Annotated in this window: 19 protein-coding genes; 7 read left to right on the top strand and 12 right to left on the bottom strand. The window is 60.8% G+C overall.

Features of this window, described 5'->3' with window-relative positions; translation table 11 throughout:
- Nucleotides 1–13: 13 nt before the first annotated feature.
- From QNI81_RS00560 to QNI81_RS00545, 4 genes are read right to left on the bottom strand one after another with little or no spacing between them, the layout of a single operon-like run.
- Nucleotides 14–940 carry a metal ABC transporter permease gene (locus tag QNI81_RS00560; protein ID WP_065321527.1) on the bottom strand — a complete coding sequence of 309 codons (927 nt, stop codon included), beginning with the start codon at nucleotides 938–940 and terminating at the stop codon, nucleotides 14–16.
- Complete coding sequence (locus tag QNI81_RS00555; protein WP_005649054.1) at nucleotides 941–2,143, bottom strand: metal ABC transporter permease; 1,203 nt, start codon at nucleotides 2,141–2,143, stop codon at nucleotides 941–943.
- Nucleotides 2,144–2,180: 37 nt separating this feature from the next.
- Complete coding sequence (locus tag QNI81_RS00550; protein ID WP_065330098.1) at nucleotides 2,181–2,984, bottom strand: metal ABC transporter ATP-binding protein; 804 nt, start codon at nucleotides 2,982–2,984, stop codon at nucleotides 2,181–2,183.
- 1 nt (nucleotide 2,985) lies between these two features.
- Nucleotides 2,986–3,948, bottom strand: coding sequence for a metal ABC transporter solute-binding protein, Zn/Mn family (locus QNI81_RS00545; RefSeq protein WP_110365181.1), 963 nt, complete (start codon nucleotides 3,946–3,948; stop codon nucleotides 2,986–2,988).
- Between the two features lie 212 nt (nucleotides 3,949–4,160).
- Here QNI81_RS00545 and deoC point away from each other — a divergent pair, with 212 nt between their 5' ends.
- Together deoC and QNI81_RS00535 are read left to right on the top strand one after the other, a co-directional pair.
- Nucleotides 4,161–5,225 carry a deoxyribose-phosphate aldolase gene (deoC, locus tag QNI81_RS00540; RefSeq protein WP_252726411.1) on the top strand — a complete coding sequence of 355 codons (1,065 nt, stop codon included), beginning with the start codon at nucleotides 4,161–4,163 and terminating at the stop codon, nucleotides 5,223–5,225.
- A gap of 10 nt (nucleotides 5,226–5,235) precedes the next feature.
- On the top strand, nucleotides 5,236–7,578 hold the full coding sequence (locus QNI81_RS00535) for an aldehyde dehydrogenase family protein (RefSeq protein ID WP_283967037.1): 2,343 nt from the start codon (nucleotides 5,236–5,238) through the stop codon (nucleotides 7,576–7,578).
- An 83-nt stretch (nucleotides 7,579–7,661) separates the two neighbouring features.
- Here QNI81_RS00535 and QNI81_RS00530 read toward each other — a convergent pair whose 3' ends face one another.
- From QNI81_RS00530 to QNI81_RS00500, 7 genes are all read right to left on the bottom strand, one after another.
- A complete protein-coding gene (locus QNI81_RS00530; RefSeq protein WP_283967036.1) occupies nucleotides 7,662–9,035 on the bottom strand; it encodes a M16 family metallopeptidase in 1,374 nt (457 codons plus the stop codon).
- Nucleotides 9,032–10,465 carry a M16 family metallopeptidase gene (locus QNI81_RS00525; RefSeq protein WP_065321522.1) on the bottom strand — a complete coding sequence of 478 codons (1,434 nt, stop codon included), beginning with the start codon at nucleotides 10,463–10,465 and terminating at the stop codon, nucleotides 9,032–9,034. The genes QNI81_RS00530 and QNI81_RS00525 overlap by 4 nt, the downstream gene beginning before the upstream one ends.
- Before the next feature lie 134 nt (nucleotides 10,466–10,599).
- Nucleotides 10,600–11,106, bottom strand: coding sequence for a DUF3035 domain-containing protein (locus QNI81_RS00520; RefSeq protein WP_009177511.1), 507 nt, complete (start codon nucleotides 11,104–11,106; stop codon nucleotides 10,600–10,602).
- A gap of 147 nt (nucleotides 11,107–11,253) precedes the next feature.
- Complete coding sequence (lspA, locus tag QNI81_RS00515; RefSeq protein ID WP_283967035.1) at nucleotides 11,254–11,736, bottom strand: signal peptidase II; 483 nt, start codon at nucleotides 11,734–11,736, stop codon at nucleotides 11,254–11,256.
- A 17-nt stretch (nucleotides 11,737–11,753) separates the two neighbouring features.
- Nucleotides 11,754–13,343 (bottom strand): bifunctional phosphoribosylaminoimidazolecarboxamide formyltransferase/IMP cyclohydrolase, encoded by a 1,590-nt coding sequence (gene purH / locus QNI81_RS00510; RefSeq protein ID WP_283967034.1) that lies wholly within the window; start codon nucleotides 13,341–13,343, stop codon nucleotides 11,754–11,756.
- Nucleotides 13,344–13,367: 24 nt separating this feature from the next.
- Nucleotides 13,368–15,113, bottom strand: a complete 1,746-nt coding sequence (locus QNI81_RS00505) for a heparinase II/III family protein (RefSeq protein ID WP_126136142.1) — start codon at nucleotides 15,111–15,113, stop codon at nucleotides 13,368–13,370.
- A 195-nt stretch (nucleotides 15,114–15,308) separates the two neighbouring features.
- A complete protein-coding gene (locus QNI81_RS00500; RefSeq protein ID WP_283967033.1) occupies nucleotides 15,309–16,583 on the bottom strand; it encodes an RsmB/NOP family class I SAM-dependent RNA methyltransferase in 1,275 nt (424 codons plus the stop codon).
- A 98-nt stretch (nucleotides 16,584–16,681) separates the two neighbouring features.
- Between QNI81_RS00500 and QNI81_RS00495 the strand changes: the two genes are divergently transcribed.
- Nucleotides 16,682–16,876: a DUF1674 domain-containing protein gene (locus QNI81_RS00495; protein WP_005636735.1), complete on the top strand. Its 195-nt coding sequence runs from the start codon at nucleotides 16,682–16,684 to the stop codon at nucleotides 16,874–16,876.
- A 142-nt stretch (nucleotides 16,877–17,018) separates the two neighbouring features.
- Here the strand turns inward: QNI81_RS00495 and dapB are convergent, their stop codons facing one another.
- A complete protein-coding gene (dapB, locus tag QNI81_RS00490; RefSeq protein ID WP_005636732.1) occupies nucleotides 17,019–17,828 on the bottom strand; it encodes a 4-hydroxy-tetrahydrodipicolinate reductase in 810 nt (269 codons plus the stop codon).
- Between the two features lie 93 nt (nucleotides 17,829–17,921).
- Here dapB and rbfA point away from each other — a divergent pair, with 93 nt between their 5' ends.
- The 4 genes from rbfA (at nucleotide 17,922) to QNI81_RS00470 (ending at nucleotide 20,798) form a co-directional block, all read left to right on the top strand.
- Entirely contained in the window at nucleotides 17,922–18,317 is a 396-nt protein-coding gene (gene rbfA / locus QNI81_RS00485; protein WP_005636729.1) for a 30S ribosome-binding factor RbfA, read from the top strand.
- 4 nt (nucleotides 18,318–18,321) lie between these two features.
- Nucleotides 18,322–19,095, top strand: coding sequence for a phosphodiester glycosidase family protein (locus tag QNI81_RS00480; RefSeq protein ID WP_283967032.1), 774 nt, complete (start codon nucleotides 18,322–18,324; stop codon nucleotides 19,093–19,095).
- Between the two features lie 57 nt (nucleotides 19,096–19,152).
- Nucleotides 19,153–20,061 carry a tRNA pseudouridine(55) synthase TruB gene (gene truB / locus QNI81_RS00475; RefSeq protein ID WP_283967031.1) on the top strand — a complete coding sequence of 303 codons (909 nt, stop codon included), beginning with the start codon at nucleotides 19,153–19,155 and terminating at the stop codon, nucleotides 20,059–20,061.
- A gap of 215 nt (nucleotides 20,062–20,276) precedes the next feature.
- Complete coding sequence (locus QNI81_RS00470) at nucleotides 20,277–20,798, top strand: DUF1643 domain-containing protein (RefSeq protein WP_283967030.1); 522 nt, start codon at nucleotides 20,277–20,279, stop codon at nucleotides 20,796–20,798.
- Nucleotides 20,799–20,899: the final 101 nt, after the last annotated feature.

Genomic DNA, 20,899 nt, shown 5'->3' with positions numbered 1-20,899 from the left:
AGATGTTCGGCAACTACACGCCGGACGGTGCTCCGGCACGGGCGCGACAGGGGCCAACCAAGGCCGTAATTGCAAGGATCAGACCAGATACGGTTGCGATCATACCCGCAGCACTCACCGCATCGCCCATGCCGATCCAGATCGGTCCATACCCTGCACACACATAGCCGATGATCGCCGACAGAGTGGCAAAGACGACGCTCCACGCGATCTGCACCTCCAGCCGATTGGTCATCATTCGCGCCGCTGCGGGTGGGCAGATGAACATGGCGATCACGATGATCGACCCCACCGCATCAAAGGCCGCCACCGCCGCAATCGCAGCTGTGATGACCAGCGCCAGACCCAACAGGTCCGTTCGCATCCCCATCGTGCGGGCGAAGCCTTCGTCAAAGGTTGAAATCTTCAAAGGTCGCCAGAACAGCGCGATAAAGCCAGCAACCACCACCAGCGTCGCTGCCATGCGAGGCAGTTCCACCGGCAGATAGGCCAGCGCCTCGGGGTCCAGAAGCGACCCCCAGCCCGTGCCATCAAGCCAGATCAGGCTCTCCAGATTGCCGTAAAGCGCATGTTCCACATCCAGATGTACCGAGGAAGTATCGCTCTGTTCCAAGAGCAAAACACCCGCCGCAAAGAGTGTGGTGAAGACAACACCCATCGCCGCTCCGGGCTCGATGCGGCCCAAACGGCGGATACCTTCGATCATCACAACCGCGACCACCGCTGCGCCTGCCGCACCCAGCATCATCGGCCAGGTGGAAATCGCGCCAGTCAAAAGGAACGCCACGACGATGCCCGGCAAAGCCACATGGCTGATCGCGTCGCCAATCAGCGCCTGTTTACGCAAGAGCAAAAAGTTCCCCGGCAGTGCGCAAGCCACCGCCGCAAAGATCCCGATCAATAGCGGCGTAAGAGAGAGGGTGACAAATTCGCTGCCCATCTAACAGGCCTCCTTTGGCGTGCTGATCTTACGGTCAATCTCGGCGATCTGATCTGGCGTCAGGACGGTTTCAATCTCGCGGAGACCATCATAGAGCGCGGCTGCTGCCTCTTGCGCCTGATCGCGGCGCAGAATGTCCCAGCGATGTTCATCGCGAAGCGCCTTGGCCGCTCGCGCACGGCCTGCCTTTGTGGCCACACCATCTGCCCGCACCAACCCGCGCTTACTCAGCAGCCGCAGCGTGAGGGGTTCATAGATCGTCTGATCTTGTGCAAGTGCCAGAAGACCCTGACGAATATGCACCCGGCGTTGGAATTTTTGATGCCGGAGGACCGCAGCCAACACACCTCGGTTCGGCGCGACCAACAATGACAGAGCAAAAAGCGCAAAACTCATCAATACAATGATCGGCCCTGTCGGCAGGTTCGGGGCAGACGCCGAGATTGCCGCCCCCAGATAGGCGGCCACCGCCCCCAGAACACCGGCAAGAATCACCACCTGATCGGCGCGCTCCGTCCAGAAACGGGCGGTGACTGGCGGGATAATCAGCAGCGCCACGATGAGGATCAGCCCCACCACCTTGAGGCCCACCACGGTCACAGCCATCACCAGACCCATCATCAGCATGTCGACCTTGTCGACCGGCAGACCGCGCGCGGCGGCATATTCGGGATCAAAAGCCACCATCGTCATGGGGCGTCGCGTCAGCAGGATCAGAAACAGCACCGCCGCACCGCCTGCCGCAATCACCAGTGCATCTGAATAGAGCATGCCTGCGGTGGAGCCCAACAAGAACCCCTCAAGCCCGGCCTGGCGTCCGACCCCCAGCGTTTGAATGACCGTCAGCAACACCACGCCAAAACCGAAGAACACAGAGAGCACCGCGCCAATCGCGGCATCTTCTGCCAGCCGCGTGTTGCGTGTCAGCCAGTTCATGCACCAAAGCCCGATGCCAGCCGACACCGCAGAACCGATAAGCAACCCTGCAAGATTGCGGCCATCCCCACCCAGCGCCACGAGGACCAGGAACGCAACGCAGACGCCGGGCAGGGTGGCATGGCTCACGGCATCCGATACCAGCGCGCGCTTGCGCAGGAACAGGAAGGTGCCCGTGATCCCCGAAGCTGCGCCCAACAGCGCCGCTCCGATCGCCACCAATGTGGCGTTATACCCTAATTGCAGGAACAGTGCGTCGATCAGCATGCTCCGCCTTTCTCTTTCTGGATTGGCATTTCACCACTCACGCTGGCCGCGCGATCTGTTCGATCTGCGCCGTTGCCAGCCGGCCACCATAGGCTGCTTGCAAACTCTCCGGCGTAAAGGCTTCCGCCACAGCGCCCTCGGCAACTTTGCGGGTATTGATCAGGAAGACATTGTCGAAATAATCCTGCACCGTCGCCAAGTCGTGATGCACCACAACAACCGTTTTGCCTTCAGCCCTCAGAGCCTTGAGCACGCCAATAATGGCCTTTTCCGTTGCCGCATCCACGCCTGCAAACGGTTCATCCAGCAAGTAGAGATCCGCCCCCTGCGCCAGTGCGCGCGCTAGAAACACCCGCTGTTGCTGACCGCCAGAAAGCTGACCAATCTGTCGCTCGGCAAACTCGCTCATACCGACACGTTCCAAACAGTCTCGCGCGATCTTGTGATGGGTGCCGCGAATGCGCCCCAACAGCCCTAACTCGCGGTATAGCCCCATCATCACCACGTCGATCACCCGCGTCGGGAAGTCCCAATCGACCGAGGCGCGTTGCGGCACATAGGCGATGCGCGCGCGCTGATGATCCAGCGGACGACCAAACACCTGCACCCGGCCCGACACCGGCGACACAATGCCCAGCGCCGCTTTCAGGAGTGTGGATTTGCCGGCACCGTTTGGCCCGATGATTGCAGTCATCTGCCCCGGCACCACGGTCATATCAACGGAAAAGACCGCCGGTTTTTCGCCGTAGCTGACGGTAAGACCGCGGATCGCGAGCGGGCTTTGGTCCAGCCCTTCCTCTCGCGCGGTCTGACCGTTCTGACTGGCAAGTGAAAGTTGCATGTTAGTGACCTGCCCCGAGTTTGCCGTCCATACCGCCGGTGGGCACATCCGCACCCAGCGCACCGGCAATGGTGGTAAAGTTGTGATCGAGCATACCGACATAGGTGGCCTCATAGGTCCCATCCTGACCCATAGCGTCCGAAAACAGCTCGCCGCCGATCACGACGTCATGCCCTTTGGCCGCCGCCCCTTCGATCAATGCGCGCATGGAGCGATCCGCGACTGAGGTCTCGACAAACACGGCCTTAATTTGGCGCTCTACCAATACATCGACCAACGCGCCAATCCGGTTCAAACCGGCCTCAGACTGCGTCGAGATGCCCTGAATGCCCAACACCTCAAATCCGTAGTCGCGGCCAAAATAGCCAAAGGCATCATGCGCGGTGACCAACACACGGTTGCTGTCTGGCACCCCGGCCACAACTTTGCGACCGTAGTCGGACAGGCGATCCAATTCCCCCAGATGCCGCTCCAAATTGGCTGCAAACAGATCCGCAGATCCCGGGCGTGCCTCGGTGAGGGCGCGTGCCACTTCGCGTACCACATGTTTCCACAGCTCCGGGCTCATCCAGACGTGCGGGTCGTATTTATCGGCGTAATCATCATGGCCACGCAGCAGGTCCTTTGGCATTGCCTCGGCCACTGCCACGACCTCGCGTTTACGTGCGAGCGAGTGGAAGAAATCCTCCATCTGCGCCTCAAGGTACAAACCGTGCCACAACACCAGATCTGCACGGGTCATCGCAGCAATATCACTGCGGGTCTGGCGATAGGCGTGCGGATCAACGCCCGCTCCCATCAAGGCGGTCACCTCGACCTCCGCAGCACCGATTTGACGGGCTGCATCGGCAATCATCCCGGTGGTCGCCACCACCGTCAGTGGTCCGTCAGAGGCTGCAACAGGTGTCGCAGCAAGGGCCACCATGGCCCCCATACCCAGAAGAGTGTGACGTCGGTTCAGCATAAAGGTGCTCCCTGCCCGCAAGATTCTCGTTTCGCTTACCCGCAATATGAGAACGATTCTCAACTTCGTCAATGAAAATGAGAATTATTCTCACAATATCTTTGATTTTTGTCCTCTTGGTAAAAAATGGAACGGGAAAACCTTTGGGAAACCTTGCATCAAAGCGGGGTGGCATGCGATTTTGGGTGTGAAACGTTCGAGGACTCCCACAAATGGACAGCCAAACCGCAGAAGACGGCACGCAGCCGCCGAACACCTCCGCTGCCAACCCGACCAGCAAGGCCACACCGCCTGCCGCGCAATCTGCCGCCCCTCAGGGTGCGACCCACAGCGATCTGCCCCGCAACCCCGGCATCGCGCTCGATCTGGATTGGGCTCTGGGCCTTGAGGCAAATACCTCCGCAATCGAGCGCCGCTGTGCCAGCCTGCCCGGTCGTCGCTCGGTCAAGAAGGACTATCAGGCCGCGTGGCTGCTAAAGGCGATCAGCCTGATCGACCTCACGACGCTTTCCGGCGACGACACCGAGGCCCGCGTCCGCCGCCTCTGCGCCAAGGCGCGCCAACCCGTGCGCGCAGATATCCTGTCAGCACTGGGGATGGACAGCCTCACCACGGGTGCGGTCTGCGTCTACCACGACATGATCCCCGCTGCCGTGCGGGCGCTTCATGGCACCCAGATCCCTGTTGCAGCCGTCTCTACCGGGTTTCCGGCAGGTCTTTCGCCCTTCCACCTGCGAGTCGAAGAAATCCGCGAGAGCGTCCGGGCTGGTGCCAAGGAGATCGACATCGTGATTTCTCGCCGCCACGTTCTTTCGGGCAACTGGCAGGCACTCTATGATGAGATGAAAGCCTTCCGCGAGGCGTGTGGGGACGCGCATGTAAAGGCCATCCTCGCCACCGGAGAACTTGGCACCCTGCGCAATGTCGCGCGAGCCTCAATGATCTGCATGATGGCGGGCGCAGATTTCATCAAAACCTCTACCGGCAAGGAAGGTGTGAATGCCACCCTGCCGGTCTCTCTGGTGATGATCCGTGCCATTCGCGACTACTATGAACGCACTGGTTTCCATGTCGGCTACAAGCCCGCAGGCGGCATCTCCAAGGCCAAGGATGCCCTGGTCTACCTCAGCCTGATGAAAGAGGAACTGGGCAACCGCTGGCTGCAACCGGACCTCTTCCGCTTTGGCGCATCCAGCCTGCTTGGCGATATCGAACGTCAGCTCGAACACCATGTGACCGGCGCTTACTCCGCTGGCTACCGCCACCCGATGGCGTGAGGACCAATAGATGACAATCAAAGAGATTTTTGACACCATGGACTATGGCCCCGCCCCCGAAAGCGCCGCAGAGGCCCTCGCTTGGCTGGTCGATCAGGGAAGCCAGTTCGGTCACTTTATCAATGGTAGCTTCACCGCTCCGGGCCAAACCTTCGAGAGCAAGAACCCCGCAACCGGCGAGGTGCTGGCAGAGCTGACGCAAGCGACACAAAAAGACGTAGACGCCGCCGTCAAAGCTGCCCGCGCCGCGCAAGGTGCTTGGGCCGCGATGGGTGGCTCTGGCCGTGCGACATATCTCTATGCCATTGCGCGTCTTCTGCAAAAGCACAGCCGCCTCTTTGCGGTGCTCGAAACACTCGACAACGGCAAGCCAATCCGCGAGAGCCGCGACATCGATATTCCGCTGGTGCAACGTCATTTCTACCATCACGCAGGCCACGCGCAGCTGATGGATGAGGAAATGTCGGGTCGGGAGGCGCTTGGCGTCTGCGGTCAGATCATCCCGTGGAACTTCCCGCTCCTGATGCTGGCATGGAAAGTCGCGCCCGCGCTGGCGATGGGCAACACCGTGGTCCTGAAACCGGCTGAATATACGTCGCTCACCGCGCTGCTGTTTGCCGACATCTGCCGTCAGGCGGGCTTGCCCAAGGGCGTTGTGAACATCATTACCGGCGATGGTGCCGTGGGCGAGATGATCGTCAATGCGGACGTGGACAAAATCGCCTTTACCGGATCGACTTCTGTGGGGCGCAAGATCCGCGAAGCGACTGCAGGCACCGGCAAGGCGTTGACTCTGGAGCTGGGCGGCAAGAGCCCCTACATCGTTTTTGACGACGCCGATCTGGACAGCGCCATTGAGGGGCTGGTGGATGCGATCTGGTTCAATCAAGGTCAGGTCTGCTGCGCCGGGTCGCGCCTTTTGGTGCAGGAAGGTGTCGCAGAACGCTTCCACCAGAAACTGCGCGCGCGGATGAAAACCCTGCGTCTGGGTGATCCGCTCGACAAATGCATCGATGTGGGTGCAGTGGTGGATCCGGTTCAACATGCGGAAATCACCCGCATGGTCGCATCCGCGAAAAACTGCACTGTGCATCAAACCGCAGTTAATATGCCTGCCAAGGGCTGCTTCTTCCCGCCCACCCTTATTGAGGGCCTCTCACCCGCTGATCCGTTGATGCAGGAAGAGATCTTTGGCCCGGTGCTGGTCTCTACCACCTTCCGCACCCCTGCTGAGGCTGTCGAACTGGCGAACAACACCCGCTACGGGTTGGCCGCGACACTCTGGACCGAGAACGTGAACCTCGCCCTCGATATCGCACCTAAACTGGTTGCGGGCGTGGTCTGGGTCAATGGCACCAATATGTTCGACGCCGCCGCCCCCTTTGGCGGCGTACGCGAAAGCGGCTTTGGCCGCGAAGGTGGCGTCGAAGGCCTGATGGCCTACACCAAACCCACAGGCGCGTTGGACACGCTGAACCCTGTTGTGGCCTTTGAAGGCGACGACAAAGGTGCGGCACCCGCGGGCATCGACCGCACCGCCAAGATGTTCACCGGTGGCAAACAAACCCGCCCCGACAGCGGCTATTCCAAATCCGTCTACGGCCCCAAAGGCGACCTGCTGGGCCACGTCGGCGCTGGCAGCCGCAAGGACGTCCGTAACGCGGTTGAGGCCGCAAACGCCGCCAAAGGCTGGGCCAAGACCACCGGGCACTTGCGGGCGCAGATCCTCTATTATCTGGCCGAAAACCTCGCAGCTCGTGCGGGTGAATTCGCCGCCCGCATTGATGCGATGACAGGCAAAGGCGACGGCACAGTGGAGGTCGAAGCCTCGCTGCAACGGCTGTTTTCTGCTGCTGCATGGGCCGATAAATACGACGGGCTGGCGCATGGCGTGCCGATCCGGGGCGTCGCGCTTGGCATGAAAGAACCGGTTGGCACCATTGGTGTTCTCTGCGCCGATGAAGCCCCGCTTCTGGGTCTGATTTCGGCGATGGCCCCTGCAATTGCGATGGGCAACCGTGTGGTGCTGGCGGCGTCTCAGGCCTTCCCGTTGGCGGCCACCGACCTCTATCAGGTGCTTGAGACGTCAGATGTCCCTGCGGGTGTGGTGAACATCCTCACCGGCGCGCACAAGGACCTTGGCGACACTATGGCCAAACATCTCGATATCGGCGCGGTCTGGAGCTTCTCTTCCACCGATCTGTCGAAGATGATCGAGGCCGAATCTGCTGGAAATCTCAAGCGTACATGGGTCAACAATGGCCGCGCCTTTGACTGGTCGCGCGACCAATCCAAACGCTTCTTGCAGGCCGCGACCGAAGTGAAAACCGTGTGGATTCCCTACGGCGAGTAACACCTCGACCCCAACACAAAAAAAACGGCGCGGCTCCTATTTGGGACCGCGCCGTTTTTGTTTCAGGGATGTTTGCCCAGTGCCTAGTTCGTGGACTTCAGCCCTTCGGGCTCTCCAACCACCACGAACCGCAGCCCCTCGGGGTCCAGCAGTTCTTTGGCGATCCGGTTCACATCATCCAGGGTCACCGCCTCGACCTTTTCGTTGCGGGTGACCACATAGTCGGTGGGCAGGTCATCCATCTGCATCGACACAAGGATCGCAGCGATCTGACTGTTGCCGTTGAAGCGCAAAGGATAGGCACCGGTCAGATAGGTCTTGGCATCCTGCAACTCCGCTTCGGTAACGCCGCTGTCCACCAAGGCCTGCCACTGGTCGCGCACAACGCCGACCGCTTCTGCCATCTTCTCATTGGCAGAGGCAAAAGACCCCATGTAGGTCGAGGCCAGATCACGCGGCACCAGATAGCTATAGGCCCCATAGGTGAGGCCACGTTTGGTGCGCACTTCCTGCATCAAGCGCGTCTCAAATGATCCACCGCCGAGGATCTGGTTCAGCACATAAGCGGCAAAGAAATCCGGATCATTACGGTCGATCCCCTTCTGCCCGAAGAGCGCCACAGACTGCGGCGTGGCAAAGGGCACCACCGTTGTACCACCCGTCAGCAGCACCTCTGCCGGGCCGGGCATCGGCGCTCCCTCGGCGGGCAAATCGCCCAGCAATTCGTCCAGTAGCGTGCCCAGTTCATCGGGTGTGATATCACCAACCGCGCTTACGTACAGACGGTCACGGGCAAAAACAGCCTCATGGGCGGCAAACATGTCCTGACGGGTCAGCGCCGAGACGCTCTCCACCGTGCCCTTACCATCGGTGCCATAAGGGTGGTCGCCAAATGCCAGCTTACCAAAGGTCTTGCCCGCAATCGCATTGGGATCGGTCTGATCAGAGCGCAGCCCCACCAGAACCTGTGCCCGCACCCGGTCCAGCGCATCCTGATCGAAACGTGGCTCCTGAATGGTCTGGCGCAAGAGCTCCATCACCTCATCGCGGTTTTCGGTCAGGAAACTGGCGGAGATCGCGACCATGTCCTTGTCGGCGTCATAAGAGAAATTGGCCGCCAGAGCCTCCACAGCGCGGGCGTAGTCCTGCGCGCGCAGCTCTCCTGCACCCTCTTCCAACAGGCCGCCCATCAGATGTACGGCCCCGCGTTTGCCGGGCGCGTCCAGTGATGTGCCGCCACGAAACCGCAGTTCCAACGCAGAGAAGGGAATGCTGTGATCTTCGACCAGCCACGCCTTTATCCCGCCGGGAGATGTGACTTCTTTGATGTCGATCTCAGCCCGTGCCATCTGCGCGGCAAAAAGCACTGCAAACCCAACCAACAGCGCCAGAACGGCACGTTTTAGCGGGCGCAGATCGACTGCGCGGACGCGGGCGGATGTTTTGTTCCGGCTCATTGGTCAGCCTCCTGCTGGCTTTGGATCAGGTAACCGGTGACAGATGCCTCGGGCCGCAATACCTCGCGTGCGACGGCAATAATCTCATCCTCAGTGATAGATTGAAGCACGCGCGGCCAATCCTGCACGTCCTCAACCGTCAACCCCGATGTGAGCGCGCGGCCATAGCGGTTGGCAATGCGGTCCACGTCATCCCGAGCATAGATTTCGGAGGCGCGCAGCTGCAGCTTGATACGCTCAAGCTTTTGGCTGTCGACACCTGTCGCGAGGAACTGCTGCACGCTGCGATCAAGCGCCGCCTCGGCCTCTTCGAGGGTCACACCATCAGCGGGGACAATCACAAAATCAAAGGTGGTGTCATCCAGCGACACACCGGAATAGAAGGCCGCCGTATAAACCGCCACTTGCTGTTCAAACTGCAGTGCATTGGCCAGATAGGATGTGGTTCCCCCACCCAAGAGCTGCGAGAGCAGATAGAGCGCGGCGGCCTTTTCCTGACTGCCACTGTCACGCTCCGGCGCCAGATAGGATCGCTGTACATAGGGTTGCGAGACCCGCGCATCGGCAAAGGTCAGACGCCGCGCTGCGGTTTGCGGTGGCTCCTCGCTGCGCAACCGTTCCGGCAGATCTGGATTGGCCGGGATCACACCATAGTAGGTCTCGGCGAGCTTGCGCACCTCGTCGGGTTTCACATCGCCAGACACCACAAGGATTGCGTTATTGGGTGCATAATAGGTGCCGTAGTAGGACAGTGCGTCCTCCATCGACAGGGTTTCCATCTCGTGCCGCCAGCCGATCACCGGCTGACTGTACCGATGGTTCAGATATTGCACCGCCCGCATCTGTTCACGAAACAATGCAGTGGGATCATTGTCGGTGCGCTGGTTGCGCTCTTCGAGGATCACTTCGCGCTCGGTCACGATATCGGTCTCAGTGAGGCGCAGATTGCGCATCCGATCCGCTTCCATCTGCATCATCAGCTCCAGCCGATCTGCTGCGACACGCTGAAAATAAGCCGTGTAATCATAGCTGGTGAAGGCATTGTCGCGACCACCGTTACGCGCAACTGTCGCCGACAGCTCGCCCGCGTCCAGCGTATCGGTGCCCTTGAACAGAAGGTGTTCGAGGAAGTGGGCAACACCGCTCTGGCCCACGGGCTCATCGGCAGAGCCTGCACGATACCAGACCATATGCTGCACCACAGGGGCGCGATGATCTTCGACCACCACCACCATCATCCCGTTCTCAAGCGTGAAGGTGGTGACCATCTCAACGCCGGTTTGCTCGGATTTAGGTGCCGCGTCACTTGCCGGAGACGCCTCCTGCGCGGAAAGCACAGGCGCGCCAAGGCCCGCTGCCATCACAAGGGCACAAAGCGCACCCCGCCAGCTGGCCCGCAGCCCGGACGGAATCGCTGCCTCAGATGTCATATGTTCTATCCTCCAGATCGGTCCCCCGAGCGCGCGCAATGGCACGGCCCGGCGCAGAGTCGTTTTGGCCTGCTGCGCATCAAATTACGGTGCCGACCGTCAGCCACAAGACGGTTTGCCGAAATTGTGAAGGATTATTCGCCTTTTGGCGGTGAAGACGGGGTCGGAACCCCGGCGCGACGGTAGGCTGTGCTAACATCTTGCGGATCGAGTGCTTCTCGCTCGTAGGTTTCGGCGTAGCGATCCACGGGGAAGAGCTTGATATTGGCGAGGATACCCGCCCGCTTGCGCCGCTTTGTATCCTCAGCAGTCAGCGTTTCCCGAATGTCGCCCTGCACGCCGTGGCGGCTTGCGGCTGTCACCAGTGCGCCGTCAGAGGCCGGAATACCCGCGCCACTGGGTCGCCCGCCCAGCGCCACGATGGCCTCGGCTTGCGGGTTGCGGTCGGTACGATTGCTGCCACCGGGGGTCGGTTGCGGCAGTGCGGCATAGCTTTCGGGTTGTTCCAGCGGCTTGTTGGGCAGCACGAGGAACTCGTCCGGCGTGTTGCGACGTGCATCAAGATCATGCAGCGGCTTGTTGGCACAAGCAGCCACCAGCAGTACGGAACTCAAGATGATCGGTGCAGTCACAAAGCGCATGGGGCGCGGTCCTTCTCGTGCATGTCGCGCAACAGTCAGAACCCGTTAAGCGCGCCTCAGACATGCGTTATCAATGAGTTGAAGCGAGATGCCGGGGCCCCGCGCTTCAGACGTTCTCAACACCTCTAGCGCAAATCACGCAGGAGGTCACGCGGGCTTTTTCGCCCGCCCCTCAAACAGGATCAACCCCGCCGCACCGCCAAAAACAAATATATCGGCGACGTTAAACACATAAGGGTTATTGAACCCGCAGCAGGACATATTCAGGAAGTCCAGCACATAGCCGTACAGCACCCGATCCAGCACATTGCCCAGCGCGCCGCCAATTACCAACCCGGCACTGATCAGCATCATCCGGCTGCTTGAATGGCTGCGGCGTACCCATATGAACACCGCAGCACAGATCACCAGCGAGATGGCGATCAAGATCCAGCGGCTGGAGTCGCCACCATCATTGAACAGTCCAAAGTTGATCCCCCGATTTTCGCCGTAGCGAAAGTTCAGGAGCGGCGGAGCCACGTCAATGCGCAGCAGGTTCACCAGATCAAGGCCGAACACGACCCCGATCTTGGTGGCCTGATCGACGATCAGCGCAAAGAGGGCCGCAAAATATAGCGCGTAGCTCCGCATATCAAATTGCTCCGGGATCAGTGACGGAAGTGGCGCATGCCGGTGAAGACCATGGCAAGGCCCGCTTCATTCGCGGCCTTGATGACCTCATCATCGCGCATCGACCCACCGGGCTGAATGACGCAGGTTGCGCCATTTGCCGCGGCTTCCATCAGACCATCCGCAAATGGGAAGAACGCATCCGAAGCCACGGCAGAACCTTTGGCAAGGCTTTCCGGCAGTTCCATCGCATCCGCCATCCGCTGCGCCTTGACGCCAGCGATCGTGGCCGAGTCCACGCGGCTCATCTGGCCGGCGCCGACGCCAACGGTCTGGCCGTCTTTCACATAGACAATCGCGTTGGATTTCACATGTTTGGCGACTTTCCACGCAAACAGCAGATCCGCCATTTGCTCATCGGTCGGCGCTTTTTCGGTCACCACCTTGAGGTCATCCATGGCGCGGTGGCCAACGTCCTTGTCCTGCACCAGCATGCCGCCAGAGACCTGACGGGTGGTCAGACCTGCGTCCTGCGGGTTGGGCAAGCCATCGGTGATCAGCAGGCGCAGGTTTTTCTTTGCCGCAAAGATCGCCTTGGCCTCATCAGAGGCCCCCGGTGCAATCACCACTTCGGTAAAGATCTGGGTGATCGCCTCGGCGGTTGCCGCGTCAAGCGGCATATTGAGCGCCACAATGCCGCCAAAAGCAGAGGTGCGGTCGCAGTCGAACGCCTTGTTATAGGCATCCAGCAGGGTTGCGCCGCGCGCCACACCGCAGGGGTTGGCGTGTTTGATGATCGCCACCGCCGGGCCGTCGGCAGGTGCAAATTCACTCACCAGCTCAAAGGCTGCATCGGTGTCGTTGATGTTATTGTAGGAGAGTTCCTTGCCCTGCAACTGCTGGGCGGTCGCCACGCCAACGCGCTCGGTGCCATCGGTGTAGAAGGCCGCATCCTGATGCGGGTTCTCGCCATAACGCAGCGTCTGTGCAATCTGACCGGCAAAAGCGCGGCGGCGTGGTGCCTCCAGACCGATCGCACCGGCCATCCAGTTTGAAACGGCGGCATCATAGGCAGCCGTGCGGGCATAGGCGTTCTGCGCCAGCCATTGGCGGAAGGCAAAGGAGGTCTGGCCGTCGTTCTGGTTCAGCTCTTCCAGCAGCACGCCGTAGTCTTCGACATCGACCACGGTGTTGACAAACGCGTGGTTCTTGGCCGCCGCGCGGATCATCGCCGGGCCGCCAATGTCGATGTTCTCGATCATTTCGTCATAGGCCGCGCCCCGCTTCAGCGCCGCCTCGAACGGGTAGAGGTTCACCACCAACAGGTCGATCTCGCCGATGCCATGTTCGGTCATCGCCGCCACATGGGCGTCATTATCGCGCAGCGCCAGCAGGCCGCCATGCACCATTGGGTGCAAGGTTTTCACACGACCGTCCATCATTTCCGGAAAGCCGGTCACATCAGAGACATCCCGAACGGCGAGACCCGCATCACGCAGCGCTTTTGCAGTGCCACCGGTCGAGAGCAGTTCAACCCCGCGCTCAGCGAGGGATTTGCCCAGCTCGATCAGCCCGGTTTTGTCAGAGACGGACAGAAGGGCGCGGCGGACGGGGTGGAGGTCGGTCATCGGTGTCAGAATCCTTGTTCAGGTTCACTCTTCGTAAGCCATGGGTTCGTCGCGGGCCAGATCGCGCACGGCCACGGCCGTTTCCTGCGCCTTGCTGAGGGTCCAGCGGATCTGGGTCGCGTATTGAATGGCCCGGCCCGACAGGACAATTTGCAGCGATTGACGCGGCTTCAAGCGGGTTTTTTCCAGGTAAACGCTGGTTTCCAGCTTCAGGTCGCATTGACCGTCGTGACGGAATACCCAGATTTCCCCACTCTTGAGCGCCATGGATACTGCCGCGCCCCCTAAGTCAAGGGCTGCGTCCACATCCGGGTGCAAATGGAACCGTAAATCATAGCCGATGCCCTTCAGGCCGCCTGCATCCAGCGCTTTATCAAAGCGTTTCTTGGCCGCGCCATCCAGCGCCAGCACCATGTCTTCGCCAGCAACAGTGCGCCCATCCACCGACAGTTCCAGTGACCGCGCCACCGTCACACCAAAATGTTTGGCATAGCCATCATGGGCACCTTGAAAACGATAGCCGTCATCCAGATCGTCCCGCTCGATCGGCACGTCGGTGGGGGGCTCGATCAGGAACTCATGGCCGGTGCCTTTCTGTGGTGCGGCCAGCCGTGCGCTGGAATGCCCCTCCACACATAGGGCGGAATGCGACGGCGTGGCCCGCCCGGCCCGACGCCACTCCAGACCGAAGTTCTCGCCCGCACCGCAGTTCACGATCAACGGGCGTCGCCCCGAGGTCAGCTCAAACGCCAATGTGGAGGCATGCGCATTATAGGATGCCTTGCCAACCGGCGGCACATTGGCATCGACAATGATCGAGGTGCGCCGCGCCGAAAGCCGCGCAAACCCCATTGCCAGCCCTTCATACGCTCTTGCCGGAACATGCGAGGCGGCCAGCGCATGGTCAAGCCAGCCCTCCTGTCCACGTCCACCGCCATGAAACCGCGCCAATGCGCCATCGCTGTGACGCAAGGCACGCAATGTCGGCGCGATCCGATCCAAGGCTGCGTGATGCTCGCGCGGCACAGATCGCCCCGCCTCATGAAGCGCAGCCGCCGCCCAAGTGAGCAGCGTGAACACATCCAGTAGTTCTTCGGGATTGCGGGTGGGCAGCCCCCCATCGGCATTGATCAGAACTGCGCAATCCTGAGAGAGCGCTTTGACCGCCGGGTCCGCCAATTCCTCGCAGCCTTTGAGCGCAAGCCCTGCATAGATCAGTCCGGTCAGCGCCTCAAAGCGTGGCAAGCCGGGAGACGCCCCCTTCCAGCGCTGCGCGAGGAACCAAGTTTGCTGGGACAGCGAGCGGTAAAAGGCGTCAGAGGCGGCTTTGTCCTGACCACTCAACAGGAACAGCGCGTGGTTGATCCATCGAATCACCCGCCGCCCGGTCAGATCCGGCGACCAGCCGGGACCCGCGCCATTGCCGAACTCATCAATCCAGCCCCAGACCCAGTGCTGCGCCTTCTTGCGCGCCCTGAGATCTCCCACAGCAGCCAGATCGTCCAGCCATGTGCAGCCTTGCCGCTCTGCCTCAAAGGCAAAATCTGGCGCGTCCACATCCCATAGTCCCGTGGTGTCGCTTTCGACCAGATACCCCGCAAACAACAGGTTCCCCGCAACAAGCTGCCGCCCACGCGCGAAACTGCCAATGGTGCGCGGCTCCGGCTGGGAAACAAACCCCGTGGCCGCAGGCTGCTTGCGCGCCTTCCAAGCGGTATAACGGTTCAGCAGCCGCGTGCCGCGACTGGCCATTCGATCATATCTGGACATGCACTCTTGCCTCACACGCCTTTGGCGTTTTGGCCAGAGGATAACGCGCCTGCCGCCGGGTGTCATGCGCTCTCTGCCCTCTGTGGGGCATCACGGCAAACTCTCCCGCCCGTCGCCGGATCATGCAGAGATGATCCGCTCCCGTTGGGCCCGGCGCCCTTCGGGCGCAGGCGGTGGCGATTCTGATCGTTGCGATTAGTGCTCGGCCTTGACGAGTTCCGCCATGTAGAACCCGTCCATGCCGCCGATCTCGGGCCAGTAATCCGGCCGAAGACGCAGGCCGCCTTCCTCGGTGATCCACGCCGGATCAATGCCTTCGAGTGCCTGAACCCTGTCGCCGATCCGGGCCTCGGGGAACATCTCCAATGCATCCTCGATTTGGCACTCGCCCTCATCCGGCAACAAAGAACAGGTGCAATAGACCAGCCGCCCGCCGGGCCGCACCAATGTCCAGGCATGCGCCAGCATCTGCGCCTGCAACTCGATCAAGGCGCCAAAACCGGCCCCGTCCTTGGCATGAGGCAGATCCGGGTGGCGGCGGATGGTGCCCGTCGCGGAACAAGGCGCATCCAGCAGAACCGCATCATATTGCCCCTTCTGCGCAAGCACATCACCCGCGATCACATTCGCCGAAAGCCCGGTGCGGGTCAGGTTCTCTTGCAGACGCGCCAGACGGCCCTCGGAAATATCAACCGCCGTCACATCGGCCCCCGCCGCGGCCATCTGCAACGTCTTGCCCCCCGGTGCCGCACAAAGATCTAGCACCCGTTCACCTGCCTGCGCATGGATCAAACGAGCCGGAAGGGCTGCGGCTGCGTCCTGCACCCACCAATCGCCTTGCGCATAGCCTGGCAATGCTGAGACCTGCCCCGCGTCATCCAATCGCAAACTACCTGTCGGGGTTGGCTTGCCCCCTAACGCCAAGAGATCCGCGCCCGATTTAAAGCTCAGATCAAGCGGCGCGCCCTTTAAATGGGCAGCCTCGATGGCCAGCATTGCATCACTGCCCCAGGCTTGCGCCAATGGGCTACGCAGCCATTTCGGCAATCGTGGCACGCGCAGCTTGGCCCACTCGGTCGGACCATCTGTCGCCACTTTACGCAGAACCGCGTTGACCAGCCCCTTGAGCTGTGCGTGACGGCGATGACGCGCCACCAGATTAACGATATCGTTCACCACCCCATGCGCGGCCCCACCAGAACACAGTTCGACTGTTCCCAGACGCAATGCGTTTCTGACATGAACCGCGGGGGGCTTGCGCAGATGTTTCGCCAGCACCCGATCCGCGCGTTCGAGGGATCGCAGCACCTCCAGCGCCAATCGCTGCGCGCGCGCGCGATCCGCAGGCTCCAGCCGCTCCAGCACCTGCGCTTGACACTCTGCAAGCAAAAGCCCCTCGCCCAGAACCTTATCAAGAAGCGTCACAGCCGCACGGCGTGCGTCAGAGGCAGATGTGGGGCGGTCGGTCATGGGTGAGGGCTCCTGATCGGGGATCGGCTTGTCCATAGCGGACGCGGGCGTATATCATGGTGTCAGAATAAAGAAACCCACCCTGCGGAGAAGCCCCCATGAGTGACGCCCCCGAATCCCAACGGGCAAAGGATCTGCCCGCAGCGGCCCAACGCGCCCTTGCCGAGGCCGAAGAACGCCGCAAAGCCCGTGAAGCGCAACACCCTCAGCCAACCGAACTGGGAGGGCGTGATGGTCCCGATCCCGCTCGCTATGGTGATTGGGAGAAAAAAGGCATAGCGATTGATTTTTGAATTTGGCGGATCAGGGGCGCTGCCCCTCGCGCCCTTTGGGCGCTCACCCCGGGATACTTCAGGTTAGAAGAACGATGAGCACTTCATCTTCTTCTAAATATCCCCGCCGGAGGCAGCCGCCCGCAAGGGCGGCCCGTGATCCTCACAAGCCAAGCACGTCGATCATATCATAGGCACCGGCGGCTTTGCCCTGCCCCCAAAGCGCGGCCTTGAGCGCCCCGCGTGCAAATATCGCACGATCAGTCGCCATATGGCGCAGGACGATCCGTTCGCCAGCCGCCGCAAACAGCACATCATGTTCGCCCACAATGTCGCCGCCGCGAATGGCGGTGAAGCCAATGTCGCCTTTCTTGCGCGCCCCAGTGATGCCGTCCCGGCCCCGGTCCGCGACATCGGCCAGTTTGACACCTCGACCTTCGGCCGCTGCTTCACCCAGCATCAAGGCCGTACCGGAGGGCGCATCGACCTTGTGATGGTGGTGCGCCTCAATGACCTCAATATCGAACTCCTCATCAAGGGCCGCCGCGACCTTCTTGGTCAATTGCACCAGAAGGTTCACCCCAAGCGACATATTGCCCGCACGCACCAGCACGGTGTCGCGAGCGGCAGGGTCCAATGCTGCGATCTGCGCATCACTCATGCCGGTGGTGCCGATCACGTGGACGCAACCTGCCTGTGCAGCCAGCTTGGAAAAGGCAATCGTGGCCTCTGGTGCGGTGAAATCAATCACCGCCTGCGCTTCAGAGAACGCCGCCAGTGCATCGTCGGTGACCGCCACGCCAAGCGCTGCACCGCCCATAGCGATGCCAATGTCCTGACCGACCCAATCGTGACCTTCGCGTTCCACCACGCCCGCAAGCTCGGCCTTGTCGCTTTCCAGCACCGTCTTGATCAACATTTGCCCCATGCGCCCCGAAGCGCCGGTGATCACGATCCCTGGTTTATCCGTCATGGCTTTACTCTCTGATTGGACTATCCGCTGGATTTCTCCTACCCTGACGAGGACCGCTTGGCAAAGGGCGGCTTTCGGCATAGATCGAGTCTCATGGCTAAGAACAAATTTCACGACGGTCCCGGTCCTTCTCAGCGTCAGCTTCGTGTGGGCGAGGTTATTCGCCGCACACTCTCTGAGGTGCTGGCCCGTGGCGACATCCACGACCCGGAGCTGAACCGTCTGTCCATCACCGTCGGCGAGGTGCGCACCTCGCCGGATCTCAAAATCGCGACCGCCTATGTCCTGCCCTTGGGTGGCAAAGGGCAGGAGGACGTGCTGCAACTGCTTGCCCGCAACAAGAGCGAGCTGCGTCGGGCGATCGGCAAGAAGACCGGGCTGAAGTTCACCCCGGATCTGCGGTTTCAGATCGACGAAACATTTGACCGGATGGATGACACCCGCCGCCTGTTCAATCAGGACGCGGTGCGTCGCGATCTGGAGGACTGAGGCGATGCGGGCCTCGTTACTGTTGAGCCTGTCTCTGGGGGTCACCCTTTGGGCCGGTCAGGCGGCGGCAGTGGAATGCCGTGACGAGAGCTATCAAGGCAATCGCTATTCCCTGTGCGAAGTGGATGCCAGCCGCGAAGAATTACGCCTGTTCCTGCGCGATGACACAGGCGCAGTGATGGGGCATTTCTCCACCATCGAAGACGGTCTGTCAGCCGAAGGAAAAACACTCTCCTTTGCCACCAACGCGGGGATGTATCACACGGATCGCTCCCCGGTCGGGCTTTATCTTGAGGATGGCAACGAGGAAATGCGGCTGGTCACCAATCCCGGTCCCGGCAATTTCGGTCTCGTGCCCAATGGCGTCTTTTGCCTGCGCGACGGGCGCGCCGATGTGATCGAGACACTCGCCTTTGAGGCCAGCGCCACCACCTGCAAGAGCGCCACTCAATCGGGGCCAATGCTGGTCATCGACGGCGCGTTGCACCCGAAATTCCTGCAGGACAGCGATTCTCGCTATATCCGCAATGGTGTTGGCACCAGTGCCGATGGCCGCCGCGTGGTTTTTGCGATCTCGCGCAACACGGTGAATTTCTATGATTTCGCGAGTCTGTTTCGCGATCACCTCGGCCTGCCGCAGGCGCTCTATTTTGATGGCAATATCTCACGTCTGCACGCGCCCGACCTAGATCGCTCCGATGCCGGGTTCATGATGGGGCCTGTGGTTGGCGTGGTTGAGGATATCGCAGGGGACGACGCAGGCACGCTGCAGAATTGACAGCCCTCGCGTCCTAGGCTACCTCGCGCGCCTTATCCGACAGATCAGAGGACATTCATGGGACGCAAACGCAAGGGACGCGACATTTCCGGCTGGCTGGTGGTGGACAAACCCGCAGGCCTCACATCTACAGCTGTAGTCAACAAGGTCCGCTGGGCGTTTGACGCCAAAAAGGCCGGTCACGCTGGCACGCTCGACCCCGAAGCCACCGGCGTTCTGGCCGTCGCTCTGGGCGAGGCAACCAAGACCGTTCCCTTTATCACCGACGCCATGAAAGCCTATACGTTCACAGTGACGTTGGGGGCTGCGACCAACACCGATGACGCCGAGGGCGAGGTGATTGCAACCTCTGCCGAGCGTCCCTCGGATGAAGACATCAAAGAGGCGCTGCTTGGGTTCATTGGCGAAATCCAGCAGGTACCGCCGAAGTTTTCAGCCGTGAAGGTCGACGGCCAGCGCGCCTATAAACTCGCCCGCGATGGCGAAGAGGTCGAGCTGTCCTCCCGCCCGCTCTGGGTCGAAGAACTGGTGATGCTTGATCGCCCCGACGCGGACCACGTGGTGCTGGAGATGACCTGCGGCAAAGGTGGTTACGTGCGGTCCATTGCCAGAGATCTGGGCGAGAAACTCGGCTGCCTTGGTCACGTGCAGGAGCTACGGCGGATCTGGTCCGGCCCGTTTGATGCCGAGGACGGCGTCACGCTGGAACAGATTGACGATCTGGCAAAGTCGCCCGAGATCGACCAGTTCCTGCGGCCGCTCGAAGAAGGGCTTGCGGATCTGACTGAGCTGAAATGCACGCCTGAAGGGGCAACCCGGCTCAGGAACGGTAACCCCGGCATGGTGATCGCGTCAGACGTCGAGTATGGCGATGAGGCCTGGGCGTCGCTTGAAGGCAAAGCGGTTGCCGTGGGGATCTACAAGGCAGGTGAATTGCATCCATCGCGGGTGTTCAATCAGGATTGATACGGCAACACGCAGGCGCATCACCTCCGCGGTAGATCCGTTAACATCATCTAAATGATAGAGAAAACACGCTGACTCATTGTTTCGCACACGAAACAATGAGTCATATGCGTTGACCTACTCATCCAGCAACTAAATACAGAAATTCAACCGCGGGATCAGGCCATTTCCATGGGGAATTGCACAGCGCGCAGCGATACGCCAAAACCGTCACGATGATAACCCGCCATCACATCAAGGGCGACGCGCCCTCCACCGCCGTTTATTCGGACTGCGAAACCTATCGCTACAGCCTGACACGCGTCTGGGACCCAGAGGGGCAAAAGGTGATGTTTGTGATGCTCAACCCATCCAAAGCCACCGAGGTGCAGAACGACCCCACCATCGAGCGCTGCGAGAGGCGCGCCCGCGCCTTGGGGTTTGGCGGGTTTCAGGCCACCAATATCTTTGCTTATCGCGCCACCGATCCGCGCGACATGCGTGCGGCCTGCGATCCGGAAGGGCCGGAGAATATGTCGGTTCTGCTTGCCGGGGTGGATTGGGCGGACATGGTAATCTGTGCGTGGGGCACCCATGGCGCGCATCGCAACCAAGGCCCCGACGTTGCCGCAAGGCTGCTTGCCACGGGCCGCCCTTTGCACCACCTGGGCCTAAGCAAAGCCGGCCACCCCAAACACCCGCTCTATATCTCTTACGCACAGAAGCCCTTGCTTTGGCAGCAAGATGTTGACCTATAAGGGTTTCATTAACCGACGTTCCCGTTTTGTTTGGATTTTGACCGCATGCTTGTGGCACTCTTGATCCCGGTTAAGTGTGTTTAAAACGAAGTGGACCAGTT

This window comes from Tritonibacter sp. AK171, from assembly GCF_030127025.1.
In the GTDB taxonomy this organism is placed as follows: Bacteria; Pseudomonadota; Alphaproteobacteria; order Rhodobacterales; family Rhodobacteraceae; genus Epibacterium; species Epibacterium mobile.
Note: the sequence above shows the minus strand (reverse complement) of the source record. Positions and strands in the feature narration are given on the sequence as shown.

Coding starts and splice junctions, on each gene's coding strand:
- QNI81_RS00560 (WP_065321527.1), bottom strand. CDS start 940: ATGGGCAGCGAATTTGTCACCCTCTCTCTTACGCCGCTATTGATCGGG.
- QNI81_RS00555 (WP_005649054.1), bottom strand. CDS start 2,143: ATGCTGATCGACGCACTGTTCCTGCAATTAGGGTATAACGCCACATTG.
- QNI81_RS00550 (WP_065330098.1), bottom strand. CDS start 2,984: ATGCAACTTTCACTTGCCAGTCAGAACGGTCAGACCGCGCGAGAGGAA.
- QNI81_RS00545 (WP_110365181.1), bottom strand. CDS start 3,948: ATGCTGAACCGACGTCACACTCTTCTGGGTATGGGGGCCATGGTGGCC.
- deoC (WP_252726411.1), top strand. CDS start 4,161: ATGGACAGCCAAACCGCAGAAGACGGCACGCAGCCGCCGAACACCTCC.
- QNI81_RS00535 (WP_283967037.1), top strand. CDS start 5,236: ATGACAATCAAAGAGATTTTTGACACCATGGACTATGGCCCCGCCCCC.
- QNI81_RS00530 (WP_283967036.1), bottom strand. CDS start 9,035: ATGAGCCGGAACAAAACATCCGCCCGCGTCCGCGCAGTCGATCTGCGC.
- QNI81_RS00525 (WP_065321522.1), bottom strand. CDS start 10,465: ATGACATCTGAGGCAGCGATTCCGTCCGGGCTGCGGGCCAGCTGGCGG.
- QNI81_RS00520 (WP_009177511.1), bottom strand. CDS start 11,106: ATGCGCTTTGTGACTGCACCGATCATCTTGAGTTCCGTACTGCTGGTG.
- lspA (WP_283967035.1), bottom strand. CDS start 11,736: ATGCGGAGCTACGCGCTATATTTTGCGGCCCTCTTTGCGCTGATCGTC.
- purH (WP_283967034.1), bottom strand. CDS start 13,343: ATGACCGACCTCCACCCCGTCCGCCGCGCCCTTCTGTCCGTCTCTGAC.
- QNI81_RS00505 (WP_126136142.1), bottom strand. CDS start 15,113: ATGTCCAGATATGATCGAATGGCCAGTCGCGGCACGCGGCTGCTGAAC.
- QNI81_RS00500 (WP_283967033.1), bottom strand. CDS start 16,583: ATGACCGACCGCCCCACATCTGCCTCTGACGCACGCCGTGCGGCTGTG.
- QNI81_RS00495 (WP_005636735.1), top strand. CDS start 16,682: ATGAGTGACGCCCCCGAATCCCAACGGGCAAAGGATCTGCCCGCAGCG.
- dapB (WP_005636732.1), bottom strand. CDS start 17,828: ATGACGGATAAACCAGGGATCGTGATCACCGGCGCTTCGGGGCGCATG.
- rbfA (WP_005636729.1), top strand. CDS start 17,922: ATGGCTAAGAACAAATTTCACGACGGTCCCGGTCCTTCTCAGCGTCAG.
- QNI81_RS00480 (WP_283967032.1), top strand. CDS start 18,322: ATGCGGGCCTCGTTACTGTTGAGCCTGTCTCTGGGGGTCACCCTTTGG.
- truB (WP_283967031.1), top strand. CDS start 19,153: ATGGGACGCAAACGCAAGGGACGCGACATTTCCGGCTGGCTGGTGGTG.
- QNI81_RS00470 (WP_283967030.1), top strand. CDS start 20,277: ATGATAACCCGCCATCACATCAAGGGCGACGCGCCCTCCACCGCCGTT.